We start from the raw sequence: 13904 nt of genomic DNA, 5'->3' as shown, positions 1-13904 counted from the left end.
GTGCTGACTGTCCCTTTTGGGATTTTTCGCAAAACCACCTTTTCAGATCGGCTTTGCAATGTCATACCCCGCGCAACGCCTGATCTTGTTGCGCGAGGTGGATCATGTTGGACGAACAAGACCTCCATCTAGATGATGATCGTGACGCTTATGCGTTGGACGATAGTCTGCGCGCGCAATTGCGGCGTGCGGTCAGCGCAGAGGATGTAGATGCCATTGATGCGTTGATGGAGCCGCTACACCCTGCTGATATCGCTGATATTCTCGAACAAATCTCCAGCGGCGAGCGTGCAGCCCTTCTGGCGCTTTGGTCGCGTGGGATTGATGGTGAGGTTCTCTCTGAACTTGATTGGTCAATCCGCGAAGACATTCTGCCGCTTTTGCCAAGCGATGTTCTGGCCGATGCTGTGCGCGAGTTGGACTCGGATGATGTTGTTGATCTGGTCGAAGACCTAGAAGAAGATCAGCAAGGGGCCATTCTTGGCGCGCTTGACGATGCGGATCGGGTCGCGGTTGAACAGGCGCTGAGTTTTCCAGAAGGGTCTGCTGGGCGTCTTATGCAGCGCGAGGTGGTGCGCGCGCCCGAACATTGGAATGTCGGGCAGATGATTGACTATCTGCGTTCCGAAAAAGCGGAATTGCCCGAACAATTCTATCACATCATTCTCGTGACCCCTGCAATGAAACCTGTGGGTTATGTCTCGCTTGGGCGGCTGTTGTCGAGTGCGCGGGCAACATCATTGAAGGACATTCTGGAAGACAGTTTTCGCACCATCCCTGCCAAGCAGGATGAAGATGATGTCGCCTACGCCTTTAACCAGTATCACCTGATCTCTGCGCCCGTTGTCGATGATGATGGGCGATTGGTGGGCGTGATCACCATTGATGACGCGATGAGCGTTCTTGATGAAGTCAATGAAGAGGATTTGCGCCGCCTTGCAGGTTTGGGCGTGGACGAAAGCCTCAGCGACACAACCTTTGAAACTGTGCGTCAACGCTTTCCTTGGTTGTTTGTTAATTTGGGCACAGCGATTTTGGCCTCGGTGGTGATTGCACAATTCGAAGCGGTGATTGCGCAATTGGTGGCCTTGGCCGTGTTGATGCCGATTGTGGCCTCTATGGGGGGCAATGCGGGAACGCAAAGCCTTGCCTTGGCTGTGCGTGGGCTTGCAACGCGCGACCTAACCTCCGCCAACCTGTGGCGCGTTGTGATGCGTGAGGCGGGCGTGGGGGCCTTGAACGGTTTGGCCTTTGCCCTTGTGATGGGCGTTGTGGGGTATGTTTGGTTTGATTCCGTTCTCTTGGGCGGCGTGATTGCAGGCGCAATGGTGGTTAATCTTGTTGTGGCGGGATTGGCGGGGATATTGATCCCCGTTGCGTTGGAACGCTTTGGCGCGGATCCTGCGCTCGCCTCTGGCACATTCGTGACCACGGTCACCGATGTTGTGGGCTTCTTCGCCTTTCTTGGCCTCGCCGCACTTGTCCTGATTTAGCCGTTTGGCACTTCTAGCGTGATGTTTTCGCCGTCCTTGATGTATTGAAGGCTGTCATCGCCAATCGCGGCGACACGCCCCCCGTCAAGACGATCTCCAACTTCGACCGTAACAAACCGACCCGATGGCAGGCGCACCAAGGCGCGGCGGCTGCTCGAAGGGCCAGTGATACCGATCAAATTCGTGTCGCGCAAATTTATGGCATTGCGATTGGTCGCGGCGCGGGTCACCCGTTCGCCGGATGGGGTGTCGGTGCTGACGGCGGCAATTTCCGCCTCAATTTCCTCATCTGCGCCTGATTGTGCCGCGGCCTCTGCAGCAACACCATTTGGTGCAGCGGCGCTTGCAGGTGTTGCAGCGGTCACCACCGCCTCAAAGCCCGAGGGGCGGGCCTGTGGCAAAAGCGAACGCGCGACAGCCAAATCGCTGATCAAGGCCTGATTGGCGCTGCGTCCTTCACTGACGGCAAAGGCTGCTGCCTCGGCGGCGCGGGCCGCTTCGGCAATTTCTTGAAGCGAGGCAGGGCGCAGTTGCGGCGTGATGCTGCTTAATTCGCTGCGCGTAAAGCCGTTTAATTGCTGGCGCTCAAGGATTTCTGCGAAATTCTCAGGTCTGAGGCGTGGCAGCGTGCCTGCCAATGTTTCGATTTGCTCAAGCTGTGCCGCACGGGCTGCCTCTAGGATGGCATCGGGGCGCGGGATTGCCGCAACGGGGGGCGCCGCATCAAAGACCAATACACCATCGGGGTTCAACGCTCCCTCAGGGGTTGGATCAACAAGACCTGCGCTGTTCAAAACGCTGCCTGTGCCAAAGGGGATCGGCGAGAGGATTGGCGGCGGGGCATCATCGCCGATACCGCCCAAGGGGGGGCGTAGGGCCAGTGCATCTTGTTGGGTCAAGATCGGGTCAATCGCGGCAAGGATGGTGCCGTCACGCCGTAGCCTTGGCGCAGTAAGGGTAGGCGCTGTCGCCATAAGTGCCACATCGGGCGCAGGCAGGCCGCTTGCCACAGGCGCGCTTGGGACAGCTTCGGTAACTGGGGGCGTTGCTGCGACAACAGCGGGGGCTTCAGGCGTCACATCTTGCTTTGGGACAGAAGGCATCAGGAGAAATGCCGCAACAATCACGGCAATCCCTCCGCCAAGACCAAGGGCCATTCCTTTGCGAAAACGCGGCACGAAGAGCGCGATGTCCTCTAGGCGAATTTTGCGCTTTGGGGCAGGAATGGTCGCAAGGTTTTCCACATGCGGTGTCGGTTTGGAGCGCTTTGCCAAACGAAAGATGGGCGTTCCATCATAATCATCTGGCAGTGTTTCCACGGTCAATGCCACAGCCGTGATCCCGTAGGATTTTATAAACTCTTGCGCGGCTTGGATGGTTTCCGCTGCAATCGCGGCGATTTGGATCACGGAATCTGTGCGCAGCCAATCATATTGCAATTCCGACAATTCATAGGGGGTGAGGCCATCCAGTTTGGCCTCGACTGCGCGCCGCTCAGCGGTGGGGGTGGCCTCATCAGGGGCTTCGCAGCTTGTAAACAGAACTTGCTCGCGCGGGACAATCACCAAAACTTGTGCGTTGTCTTTGGCCTCAATCAGAGATTTCATCTGCGCGAAAGCGGCGCTGAGATCCTCTGCATCTGGCGCGGTGCGAACGACAACCTCCCACGCATCATCAGAGCGGCGTGATGCAAGGCTAATGGCCTCGGGCGACAGGTGTAGCGTGAACTCCGTGCTCAAAATACCGATGCGCTTCTCGTTAAGTGGGCCAAAGGGGGGGGCTAATTTTTCCTTCCTTGCGCCCAACTCTATACGATAGTTGCAGGGGGCATAAACCAGATAAGCGCGATATTTATAAAAATTTGAACGAGATCAGCGCCATTGCTCGTAGGCGCGTGTCAGGGCCAAGGCGATCAACAGCACACTCATCAGCAGGCATGCATCAAATAGTGCGACAGCCGCCAATTCAAACAGTGCTGAAAGCCCAAATTCTGCGTTGGGCGCTATCACCCATGCACAGATCATCAAAATTGCACTACTTGCGATAGTAACGGGTGGTAACACCCGCCATGACTGGCGCTGTGCCACTGTGATATAGTGCCCCAAGAAGGCCAGCAGTTTGAACGCGAGAACGGGCACCGTGAGCCCGATCATGCCCAGTAAGAAAAGATGGGCATCATTTTCGGTGTCGTAGATATATACAGTCAGCGCGATACCTGGCAGGCCGTAGAGAAGCCCAGAATGTGAATAAAGCCAAGCGGTCAGCACTTTGACAATGGTTGCAAAGCCAAAGAAGATCAAAACGGACTCCGTGGCATGATGGAGGGTCGCATTGGTTTGGCCCATCAAGCCATGATTGATCGCCGCAGCAGTCAACAGGCCTGCGGACACGAAAAAAGCGGTTTTCAGATGTGAAACACCGCGCAGGAACGCAGGTCCCGCAAGACATTTAAACCATTTAACCACGCGGTTAACTCCTTTGGAGGTAAGAGCCCGCTCCGAACTACGATAACCAATCTTAAAGTCTTGTTGTGAATCAAGATCTATTACTCATGCCTAAAGATTGCAAGTGCTTATATTTGACTGATGTCAATCGTCACGCTGCAAAAGACGGGGCCAATGCTCTGTCTTGCGATAATGTTTGGCGCGACTGTCAGGATTCAACTGTATAAACCCCTTTTTCATAAGGGATTTCAGCGCACGATTGAAAGTGGCTGTGGGGACGTCTCGCATCAAAGGATGATTGTGGATCTCTGCGGATGTTAAAATCTCATCTGGATTTTCAGCCAAAAGATCGATCGCGTATAGAAGATCAAGTTCTACTTTCGGCAGCGAAACAAGGCCCAAGTCCCGCTCAAGCGACGCCAAAAGCTGGCGCATGCGCGACAACACATTGAGCGAGCTTTGATCCACGCTTAAACTCCGTACTAACCGACCGCGCGTTTATACCAATCTCGCCGCTAAGCCGCTCATATCTCATATCTATATGTAACTATAATTCATATATGTTTCCCAAATACAACGCCTTCTCTGCATTGAAATTCATAAAAAATAATCAAAATGATTGAAAACGAGCGCCCGATGTGTCACATGCGATTCACGGGGAAATCTCAGACCTGAATTCTTGATGCAAGCGCTTTAGTCGGGCGTATCAATTTGGGACTTTTCCGCAGATATTCGAACACCCCTCCTGCAGCTGGCCAATCTTGCAGGTTGGGTGCGGGCTACTCCGTAACCCCATCGTAGCCCGGGGCAGAGGCCAGTCCCCAGTTTAGCAGCCGACACTGGCCTCTGCCCGAACCTATCAAAAACCCCCATCCAAATCTGTTTGGACGAGGGTTTTTCTTTTTCAGTGGTGCAAGGTTTACGCGGTTGCTTTGGCCAAGGCCTGATCAAGATCGGCAATCAGATCATCAGCATCTTCAATCCCAATGGAGACACGCACCACATTAGGTGCGGCCCCTGCTGCTTGTTGCTGTTCTGGGGTCAGCTGGCGGTGGGTGGTTGATGCTGAATGAATGATCAGCGAACGCGTATCGCCCAAATTGGCGACATGGCTGAACAGCTCAAGACTATCTACCAGTTTCACACAAGCCTCATATCCGCCTTTCACAGCAAAGGTGAACAATGCGCCCGCACCCTTGGGGCAGATATCCTTGACCCGCCCATGATATGGCGAGGATGGCAGACCCGCATAGGTCACGAAATCAACGCGGGGATCCTTTTCAAGCCATGCAGCGATTTTCGCGGCATTCTCAACATGGCGCTGCATCCGCAGCGACAAGGTTTCAATCCCCATCAGCGTGTAATGCGCCGCTTGCGGGTTCATGGTCATCCCCAAATCGCGCAAGCCAATCGCGATTGAGTGGAAGGTAAAGGCCATCGGCCCCAACGCCTCGTGGAATTTTAGGCCGTGATAGGCGGGTTCAGGTGCCGAGAGCGAAGGAAATTTATCACTGGCTGACCAGTCAAATTTGCCGCTATCAACCACACAGCCGCCTGTGACAGTGCCATTGCCCGTGAGATATTTTGTGGTGGAATGGACAACCAATGTCGCGCCATGTTCAATTGGGCTGCAGAGATAAGGTGTTGCAGAGGTGTTATCCACGATCAAGGGGATGCCTGCGCCATCTGCGATATTCGCAATACTGCGCAGGTCGGTGATATAGCCACCAGGGTTTGCGATGGCCTCGCAGAACACGGCGCGCGTGTTATCGTCAATCGCCGCTTTCACCGCGTCAAGATCATCGAAATCAACAAATTTTGCAGACCACCCAAAGCGTTTGATGGTCTGGCTGAATTGGGTGATTGTGCCGCCATAAAGGCGCGTAGAGGCCACGATGTTGCAGCCTGGCCCCATGAGCGGAAACAGGGCCATGATCTGCGCCGCATGACCAGACGAGCAACAAACCGCACCAACACCGCCCTCGAGGGTCGCGATCCGCTCTTGAAGCACAGCGACTGTGGGGTTGGTCAGGCGCGAGTAAATAAAGCCGACCTCTTGCAAATTAAACAGACGCGCCGCGTGATCAGCATCTTTGAACACATAGGCCGTGGTTTGATAGATCGGCGTTTGGCGTGCGCCGGTTGCAGGGTCTGGATGCGCACCTGCATGGATCTGCAGCGTGTCAAATTTTAGGCTTTTGGGGTCGGACATGGCGTTTTTCTCCTCGCGTGTTTCCCTGAGGGTTATGTTTAGGGCGCTGGCGTGTGCAAAACAACATCTGTCGCAGTTGTTATTGGCATTGCCCCTAGACCTTAGCGGCGTGTTGCGGCATTAGAAGACAAAACGACACGCGATTTAGTTTGGAGATTGTCATGCTCTCATTCCTGCTGCGCCTTGTGACTTGGTGGAATGGTCAGACGGTTGGAACGCAACTCTACACTTGGCGGAAGGGCCAGAAGGTGGGTGAGGATGCGCAGGGCAATGTGTTCTACCAATCCCGCGATGGCAAACGCCGTTGGGTGATTTTCAATGGCGAGGCCGAAGCCAGCCGCATCAGCCCCGATTGGCATGGCTGGTTGCATCACACGTGGGATAAATCCCCTGCCGATGCGCCGCTTGCGCGTAAGGCATGGGAAAAAGAGCACGAAATGAACCTGACGGGATCAGAAGCGGCCTATGCGCCTGCGGGTTCGTTGCGTCAGGCCGCACCAGTCGCGCGCAAGGATTACGAGGCATGGAGCCCCGAATAAGCCTGTGCGCTTTTTTGGCAGCATGAGAGGGGTTCCGTGATGGCCGAAAATAGATTGAGCGAAATTTTGGTTGGCGGCGCGGTCTTGGCCGTAGCTGCGGGGTTTCTGCTCTATGCCGCTGAAATCGGCGGGATTGGGCGCAGCACGGGGTCAAGCTACGAGGTATCGGCGCTGTTCCGCTCTGCAGAAGGGATCGGGATTGGCACAGATGTGCGCCTTGCGGGCGTTCGGGTTGGCACTGTCAGTAGACTCAATCTTGACCCTGCCACGTTCCGCGCAGAAGCGACCTTGAATATCCGTGACGATATTCTGTTGCCTGATGACAGCATTGTCAGCATCGCCTCAGAGGGGCTTTTGGGTGGGTCATTTGTTGACATCCAACCGGGTGGTTCGCCGTTTAACTTGGCCGCTGGGGATGAGGTATTAAACACACAAAGTTCGGTCAGCCTTGTGACCTTGCTGATGCGCGCTTTCTCGGGATCTGGGCAGTAACATGCGGGCGCGTCTGGCGGGATTGGCGTTGATATCAGCCATTTGCGTAGGCCCTGTGAGTGCGCAAGATCAAACCTTGGGTTTGAATGGGCAAGTGTCGGCCGATGGCATTGTTGTGATCCCGATTGATCCTTTGCCGCTTGATACTGGCGCAGAGACAAGCCGCCCGCAAACCTTTGGTGAAGGCAGCCTTCCTCTTGGCAGCGGCACAGTCATCGCGCCTGCCCCCGTTATGGGGGAGGTGGCGCCTGTGATCGTGCCGCAAGAGGAAAACGGGGATGTGAACCTGACCGATAATGGCGATGCGGGGCAATCGGGCGTCCTCTTGGAAACAAGCCCCGCTGAACCCGATTTGGGCGGCGTGACGTCCATCACAGAAATCGCAACAGAAACGGGGTCAGGGGCGCTGTTGCGCGCCTTGGACAAAACCTTGGCGCAATCGCGTGATCTGGAATTGGCGACTGGGGCCGCGGCGCGGCTTGGCCGTATCACGGTTGAAATGGTTGAATGCCGTTATCCTGAGGGTGACGCCAATTCAGATGCTTTCGCCCATATGCGCATCACCGACACCGATGGGCGGGCCTTGTTTGATGGATGGATGGTGGCCTCTAGCCCTGCGCTGATCGCCTTTGATCACCCGCGCTATGATGTATGGGTGTTGCGCTGTAGCACATCCTGAGGGGTGAATAGGGCCCCGCCCGCCATGAAATCTGCCTGTTTCTCAAGCGCCGCATCAAGCCGCTTGCGATAGTCGATGCGCGAGATCTCGATAGCACCTAAACGGATCAAATGGGGCGTGGTAAATTGCACGTCAAAGAGCGTGAACCCGCCTGCATTGAGGCGCGCGACCAAATAGGCGAGCGCAATTTTCGAGGCATCACGCGCCCGCGAAAACATACTTTCCCCAAAAAACGCAGCCCCAAGCGCCACGCCATAGACACCGCCCACCAGATCACGCCCTTGCCACAGCTCAAGGGAATGGGCGAAGCCTTCCTCATGCAGCGCGCTGTATAAAGCGGTTATTTCTGCGTTGATCCATGTTTCATCCCGATCCGCACAGGCCGCCACAACACCTGCAAAATCGCTATTGATCCTAATCTCAAATGGGTTTTGGCGGATCTTGCGCGCAAGGCTGCGGGATATGTGAAAGCCATCTAGGGGAATGATCCCGCGCCGTTTTGGTTCAACCCAAAATAAGTTTGGGTCATCGCGGCCCTCGGACATTGGAAATATGCCCGCTGCATAGGCTTGCAACAGAAGTTGCGGGGTAATTTTAAGAGGGGCTTGGGTGTCGGGCATGAATGAAATTTAGCATGATAAAGGCCAAAATGCTGCACGCATTTTGGCCTGTGATCTTTGATTTCGTGCCAGAATTAGGCCTTGCCGAAGGTTTCTTCCAGCCAATGTTCCAGCCAGTGGATGTTATATTGACCTGTTTGCACCGCCTCTTGGTCGAGCAAATCGTGGAACAAGGGCACCGTGGTGTCGACACCATCCACAATCAATTCCGACAAGGCGCGCTTTAGGCGGGCAAGCGCCTCGGGTCGGTCACGGCCGTGCACGATCAGTTTGGCAATCAAGCTGTCATAATAAGGCGGGATGCGGTAGCCATCATACAGCGCGCTATCCATTCTTACACCCAAGCCACCTGGGGCGTGGTATTGCGTGATCTTGCCGGGGCAGGGGGAGAATTGTGGCACTTTTTCCGCGTTGATCCGCACCTCAATGGCATGGCCGTTGATCTGCAAATCTTCCTGCGCAAAGCTAAGCGGCAGGCCCGCTGCCACGCGAATTTGCTCGCGCACCAAATCCACCCCGAAAATCCCTTCGGTCACGGGATGCTCCACCTGCAAGCGGGTGTTCATTTCGATGAAATAAAACGCGCCTTTCTCGTAGAGAAATTCAATGGTGCCAGCACCCTCATATCCCATTTTGGCAATCGCATTGGCACAGATCGCCCCGATCTCGGCGCGTTCCTTTTCGCTTATGCAGGGGCCCGGGGCCTCTTCGAAGACCTTTTGGTGACGGCGCTGCAGGGAGCAATCCCGCTCGCCCAAATGAACCGCATTGCCCTTACCATCGCCAAACACCTGCACCTCAATGTGGCGCGGCGTGGTGAGGTATTTCTCAATATAAACCGCGTCATTGCCAAAGGCAGATTTTGCCTCGCTGCGCGCCGTGCGGAATGCGTTTTCCAAGTCTTTGGCGCTTTGCGCCACTTTCATGCCGCGACCGCCGCCCCCTGCAGTGGCTTTGATAATGACGGGGTAGTCCATATCGGCGGCGACTTTCTTGGCCGCGTCCAGATCGGGAACCCCCCCCTCAGAACCGGGCACGCAAGGAATACCAAGCGCCTTTGCCGTTTCCTTAGCGGTGATTTTATCGCCCATGATGCGTATATGCTCGGCAGAGGGGCCAATGAATTTGATCCCGTGATCCTCTACGATCTGCACGAAATTCGCGTTCTCGGAGAGAAACCCATAGCCAGGATGGATCGCTTCGGCCCCTGTGATCTCGCATGCCGAGATGATTGAAGGGATCGACAGATAGCTGTTGGTGCTGGTGGGCGGGCCGATACAGACGCTTTCATCGGCCATGCGCACATGCATGGCATCGGCATCGGCGGTGGAATGCACGGCGACTGTCTCAATACCCATTTCGCGCGCGGCGCGGATCACGCGCAGCGCGATTTCCCCGCGATTGGCGATGAGAATTTTTTTGAACATCGGGGCAGCCATCTTATTCGATGATCATCAATGGCGCGCCGAATTCCACGGGTGAGCCATCTTCCACCAGAATCCGTTTCACCGTGCCTGCGCGCGGGCTTGGGATTTGGTTCATGGTTTTCATTGCTTCGATGATCAAGACAGGCTGACCTTCGGTGACTTTATCGCCCACCGAGACAAAGGCCGCCGCGCCAGGTTCTGGTGCGAGATATGCGGTGCCCACCATTGGAGAGGTCAGCGCATTTGGGCTTTGGGTTGGGTCTTCGGCGGCAGCAGGGGCCGCTGCGGGTGCGGCGGCGGCGACTGGGGCCGCTGCAGATGGGGCTGCTGCAACTGGGGCAGGGGCCATTGCAACGGGGGCCGCATGGATTTGCCGCGCCACGCGCACATTCAGGCTGTCATCTTCGCCATACTCGCGGATAACTTCCAATTCGGTCAGATCGTTTTCGCGCAGCAACTCAGCCAAGGCTTTGATAAAGCCAACGTCACCGTCATGCGTATTCTTGCTCATGGATCCCTCGCAGATTATTCGCCCGCCTTTGGCTGAGCCCTTCGCTTATGTTTGCGCCCTGAATTGCAGCAAAATCAGAAGTTCTATATGCCACCTCGGCCAGAGTGGAAAGCACCAGATGGTCAAAAAATTATGCTTCTTTTGCAACGAATGCGCATTTCTTTCCTTATCTGTATTTGCATCTTCTGTGATAGGCCAGAACGATTGCGCATGCAATGATTGAGGATATACGCATAGATTTGCCCCGTTCCCTCTTGCGCCAAAGCCAATAAAGGCGTTCATATTCTTGGAAACGGAACTAGGGCGCTTTCGCCACGGGAGAGATGCATCATGGCTTTGGATCGGTCGAACACACCCAATGATCTTTCGGCATTTTGGATGCCGTTTACCGCCAATCGGCAGTTCAAGAAAGCGCCTCGGATGCTCGTCTCGGCCGATGGGATGTTCTACAAAACAGCGGATGGGCGCGATGTTTTGGATGGGACGGCGGGATTGTGGTGCTGCAATGCAGGGCATAATCGCCCCAAAATTGTCGAAGCCATCCGCAAACAGGCAGGCGAATTGGATTATGCGCCTGCGTTCCAGATGGGGCATCCTGTGGCGTTTGAATTGGCCTCTCGCCTGCGGGATATGGCGCCTGCGCCCTTTGAGCATGTGTTCTTCACGAATTCGGGCTCTGAGTCTGTTGAAACAGCTTTGAAAATTGCGCTGGCCTATCAGCGGGCCATCGGCCAAGGCAGCCGCACCCGCCTGATTGGACGCGAGCGCGGCTATCATGGTGTAAATTTCGGCGGGATTTCTGTGGGCGGCATCGTCAATAACCGCAAATTCTTCGGCAGTTTGTTGACAGGTGTCGATCACCTGCCGCATACGCATCTGGCTGAAAACGCTTATAGCAAAGGTCAGCCTGAGCATGGCGCGCATCTTGCCGATGATCTCGAGCGGATCGTGGCGCTGCACGGGCCTGAAACCATTGCCGCCGTGATTGTCGAGCCTATGGCGGGCTCAACGGGTGTGCTTCTGCCGCCCAAAGGATATCTTGAGCGCCTGCGCGAGATCACCCGGAAACATGGCATTTTACTGATTTTTGACGAGGTGATCACAGGGTTTGGTCGTCTGGGCTCGTCCTTTGCTGCGGAACATTTCGGGGTCATGCCTGATCTGATCACCTGTGCCAAAGGCTTGACCAATGGCGTGATCCCCATGGGGGCGGTTCTGGCCACAAAGGAAATTCACGATGCCTTTATGCAAGGCCCAGAACATATGATTGAGCTCTTCCACGGCTATACCTATTCAGGCAGCCCGATTGCCTCTGCGGCAGGGATTGCTACGCTCGAAACCTACAAAGAAGAAGGCCTTTTTGAGCGTGCAGCCGAACTTGCCCCGTATTGGCAAGAGGCGCTGCATAGCCTGAAAGGCCTGCCGCATGTCAAAGACATCCGCAATATGGGTTTGATTGGCGCGGTCGAGCTAGAGCCGATTGCAGGCGAGCCAGCCAAGCGCGCCTTTGCAGCCTTCCTTGACGCTTATGAAAAAGGCATCTTGATCCGCACCACGGGCGATATTATCGCAATGTCACCGCCGTTGATCATTGAGAAATCGCATATTGATCAATTGATCGGAACATTGGCAGATGTGTTGAAAAAACTGCATTGATCTGATTTGACGAACAGCGGGGTGCGGCTGTGTGCTTGCCCACATAAAAACCAAATGCGCCATAGGGGGCCTCTGTCGTGATGATACTGAACTTCACCGGATCAAATCTGCGATTTGCAGCAGGGGCCGTGGCGATGGCCGCGTTTTTGACCGGTTGCGTCACAAGCCCGCCTGTGGATGACGAGGGCTATTTGGTTGAATTGCCAGAGGCTTTGGTCGAGTTGGCGGCGGATGGGCAAGACATTGCCCGCGTGCGTCTGATGGAAGATAACTGTTACTGGTATCTCTATAATGGCGTGGTCGAAACCACTTTGCTGCCAATCCTCACCGAAGAAGGGCGCATGATCTGCAACCAGTAAGGCAGGCGAGAGGCGGTTAGTAAATTCTTTTACAAGGCCGGCCAACTTGCGATAAGCAGGGATTATGAGCCATGCTGACCTGCCCCCTACAACGAAAACCGCCGCCCTGCCTTCAAGCAGCGCGCTAACAGGCAGTCGTATCCGTCAACGCCGCAGTGCTTTGGGGATGCGGCAGGCTGATTTGGCGAAAGCGGTCGAGATTTCGCCCAGTTATCTCAATCTGATTGAGCATGGCCGCCGCCGAATTGGCGGTAAATTATTGGTCGATATTGCCCGCGCCCTATCGGTCGAGCCGACCGCCCTGTCATCAGGCGCGGACGCAACGGTTTTTGACGCGCTGCACAAGGCCGCGACAGATTTGCGCCCGAACCTTTTGGCTGAGCCAGAATTGGATCGCATAGATGAATTGTCTGGCCGCTTTCCGGGATGGTCGGGGGTTCTGACCCAACAGCAAAAACGGATCACCGCACTTGAGGCGATGATTGACAGTTTGCAGGATCGATTGGCCAATGACCCCGTTTTGGCTGAAGCCATGCATGAGATCCTCTCAAGCGTTGCGGCAATCCGTTCGACCGCTGATATTTTGGTGCGCGAGCCTGATCTCGAAACGCAATGGCGTGCCCGCTTTCATCGTAACCTAAACGAAGAGGCAGAACGCCTATCGTTGCGGGCCACGCAAATGCTCAGCCATTTCGAGCAACAAGGTGATACAAATGATGGCGCAAGCTCAACAGCGCAAGAAACGGTTGAGGCCATGTTTGACGCGGCAGGGCATCATTTTGCGGCGATTGAGGCGCATGGCGTGGACGCGATAGACGCGGTGATTGCGCGCGCTGCTGGGATGGAGGATCGCACATCGCGAGATTTGGCGCGTGCTATGTTGCAGGCCTATGCGCAAGATGCTGCGCGACTTCCCTTGGCGCAGTTTCAATCTGCCGCCAAATCGGCGGGCTATAACCCGTCTCAATTGCTGCATCTGGGGCAGGGGGATGTGGCCTTGATCTTGCGCCGCTTGGCCACGCTGCCGCCTGACCCTGATATGCCTGAATTTGGACTTGCGATTTGCGATGCTTCGGGCGCGCTGATGTTCCGCAAACGTATCACGGGGTTTTCGATCCCGCGCTTTGGGGCGGGCTGCCCCTTATGGCCGCTATATACCGTGCTGTCGCGCCCAATGATGCCAACGGATGGGGTTTTGGAATTGCCTAACGGTTTGGCCTATCATGCATGGGCGGTGGCGCAACCACGCGGCGGTGCGGGGTTTGCAGCCGCGCCAATTTTGAATGCAACGATGCTTCTACGTCCTTTGCAGGACGCTGAGAATGCCTTGCCGCAAACCGCGCTTCCCATCGGGTCTGGTTGTCATGTTTGCCCGCGTGACGCCTGTGCCGCGCGCCGCGTGCCTTCTGTTCTGGCCTAGGGGCTTGATGCAGAAAGATTGACAAAAGCGGTGTCGCGGGGATTCCATAGGA

At 55.5% G+C, this 13904-nt stretch carries 14 protein-coding genes; 7 read left to right on the top strand and 7 right to left on the bottom strand.

Annotated features, from left to right (window positions below):
* Positions 1-104 precede the first annotated feature (104 nt).
* Positions 105-1493, top strand: coding sequence for a magnesium transporter (gene mgtE, locus AAC620_RS04925; RefSeq protein WP_340243090.1), 1389 nt, complete (start codon positions 105-107; stop codon positions 1491-1493).
* On the opposite strand, the gene AAC620_RS04920 is transcribed toward mgtE, so the two are convergent.
* The 4 genes from AAC620_RS04920 to AAC620_RS04905 all read right to left on the bottom strand — a co-directional run bounded on the left by AAC620_RS04920 (position 1490) and on the right by AAC620_RS04905 (position 6149).
* Positions 1490-3232, bottom strand: a complete 1743-nt coding sequence (locus AAC620_RS04920) for a hypothetical protein (protein ID WP_340243088.1) — start codon at positions 3230-3232, stop codon at positions 1490-1492. The two genes, mgtE and AAC620_RS04920, sit on opposite strands and share 4 nt — an antisense overlap.
* Before the next feature lie 132 nt (positions 3233-3364).
* Entirely contained in the window at positions 3365-3958 is a 594-nt protein-coding gene (locus AAC620_RS04915; RefSeq protein WP_340243086.1) for a hypothetical protein, read from the bottom strand.
* Positions 3959-4081: 123 nt separating this feature from the next.
* Entirely contained in the window at positions 4082-4405 is a 324-nt protein-coding gene (locus AAC620_RS04910; protein ID WP_340243084.1) for a hypothetical protein, read from the bottom strand.
* Positions 4406-4856: 451 nt separating this feature from the next.
* Complete coding sequence (locus tag AAC620_RS04905) at positions 4857-6149, bottom strand: O-acetylhomoserine aminocarboxypropyltransferase/cysteine synthase family protein (RefSeq protein WP_340243083.1); 1293 nt, start codon at positions 6147-6149, stop codon at positions 4857-4859.
* Between the two features lie 161 nt (positions 6150-6310).
* Here AAC620_RS04905 and AAC620_RS04900 point away from each other — a divergent pair, with 161 nt between their 5' ends.
* The 3 genes from AAC620_RS04900 to AAC620_RS04890 are packed head-to-tail and all read left to right on the top strand — an operon-like array spanning position 6311 to position 7859.
* Positions 6311-6688, top strand: coding sequence for an NADH:ubiquinone oxidoreductase subunit NDUFA12 (locus tag AAC620_RS04900; protein ID WP_411567097.1), 378 nt, complete (start codon positions 6311-6313; stop codon positions 6686-6688).
* Between the two features lie 39 nt (positions 6689-6727).
* The gene (gene mlaD, locus AAC620_RS04895) at positions 6728-7180 is read left to right on the top strand and encodes an outer membrane lipid asymmetry maintenance protein MlaD (protein ID WP_340243081.1); all 453 of its coding nucleotides are present in this window, start codon (positions 6728-6730) and stop codon (positions 7178-7180) included.
* Positions 7181-7235: 55 nt separating this feature from the next.
* Entirely contained in the window at positions 7236-7859 is a 624-nt protein-coding gene (locus AAC620_RS04890; protein WP_340243079.1) for a DUF2155 domain-containing protein, read from the top strand.
* Here the strand turns inward: AAC620_RS04890 and aat are convergent.
* From aat to accB, 3 genes are all read right to left on the bottom strand, one after another.
* Positions 7823-8479: a leucyl/phenylalanyl-tRNA--protein transferase gene (aat, locus tag AAC620_RS04885; protein WP_340243077.1), complete on the bottom strand. Its 657-nt coding sequence runs from the start codon at positions 8477-8479 to the stop codon at positions 7823-7825. The genes AAC620_RS04890 and aat overlap by 37 nt on opposite strands.
* 74 nt (positions 8480-8553) lie before the next feature.
* Positions 8554-9906, bottom strand: coding sequence for an acetyl-CoA carboxylase biotin carboxylase subunit (gene accC / locus AAC620_RS04880; protein ID WP_340243075.1), 1353 nt, complete (start codon positions 9904-9906; stop codon positions 8554-8556).
* 13 nt (positions 9907-9919) lie between these two features.
* Positions 9920-10417: an acetyl-CoA carboxylase biotin carboxyl carrier protein gene (gene accB, locus AAC620_RS04875; RefSeq protein ID WP_340243073.1), complete on the bottom strand. Its 498-nt coding sequence runs from the start codon at positions 10415-10417 to the stop codon at positions 9920-9922.
* Between the two features lie 330 nt (positions 10418-10747).
* Between accB and AAC620_RS04870 the strand changes: the two genes are divergently transcribed.
* From AAC620_RS04870 to AAC620_RS04860, 3 genes are all read left to right on the top strand, one after another.
* Positions 10748-12073 carry an aspartate aminotransferase family protein gene (locus AAC620_RS04870; RefSeq protein WP_340243071.1) on the top strand — a complete coding sequence of 442 codons (1326 nt, stop codon included), beginning with the start codon at positions 10748-10750 and terminating at the stop codon, positions 12071-12073.
* 77 nt (positions 12074-12150) lie between these two features.
* Positions 12151-12432, top strand: a complete 282-nt coding sequence (locus AAC620_RS04865) for a hypothetical protein (RefSeq protein ID WP_340243069.1) — start codon at positions 12151-12153, stop codon at positions 12430-12432.
* 64 nt (positions 12433-12496) lie between these two features.
* Positions 12497-13852: a short-chain fatty acyl-CoA regulator family protein gene (locus tag AAC620_RS04860; RefSeq protein WP_340243068.1), complete on the top strand. Its 1356-nt coding sequence runs from the start codon at positions 12497-12499 to the stop codon at positions 13850-13852.
* The last annotated feature ends 52 nt before the right edge of the window (positions 13853-13904 follow it).

The organism is Roseobacter sp. HKCCA2468 (assembly GCF_037805105.1).
Lineage (GTDB): Bacteria > Pseudomonadota > Alphaproteobacteria > Rhodobacterales > Rhodobacteraceae > M30B80.
Note: the sequence above shows the minus strand (reverse complement) of the source record. Positions and strands in the feature narration are given on the sequence as shown.

Bases quoted from the DNA above. Each gene is read 5' to 3' on its own strand.
- mgtE (WP_340243090.1), top strand. From the start codon at position 105: ATGTTGGACGAACAAGACCTCCATCTAGATGATGATCGTGACGCTTAT.
- AAC620_RS04905 (WP_340243083.1), bottom strand. From the start codon at position 6,149: ATGTCCGACCCCAAAAGCCTAAAATTTGACACGCTGCAGATCCATGCA.
- AAC620_RS04900 (WP_411567097.1), top strand. From the start codon at position 6,311: ATGCTCTCATTCCTGCTGCGCCTTGTGACTTGGTGGAATGGTCAGACG.
- mlaD (WP_340243081.1), top strand. From the start codon at position 6,728: ATGGCCGAAAATAGATTGAGCGAAATTTTGGTTGGCGGCGCGGTCTTG.
- aat (WP_340243077.1), bottom strand. From the start codon at position 8,479: ATGCCCGACACCCAAGCCCCTCTTAAAATTACCCCGCAACTTCTGTTG.
- accC (WP_340243075.1), bottom strand. From the start codon at position 9,906: ATGTTCAAAAAAATTCTCATCGCCAATCGCGGGGAAATCGCGCTGCGC.
- accB (WP_340243073.1), bottom strand. From the start codon at position 10,417: ATGAGCAAGAATACGCATGACGGTGACGTTGGCTTTATCAAAGCCTTG.
- AAC620_RS04870 (WP_340243071.1), top strand. From the start codon at position 10,748: ATGGCTTTGGATCGGTCGAACACACCCAATGATCTTTCGGCATTTTGG.
- AAC620_RS04860 (WP_340243068.1), top strand. From the start codon at position 12,497: ATGAGCCATGCTGACCTGCCCCCTACAACGAAAACCGCCGCCCTGCCT.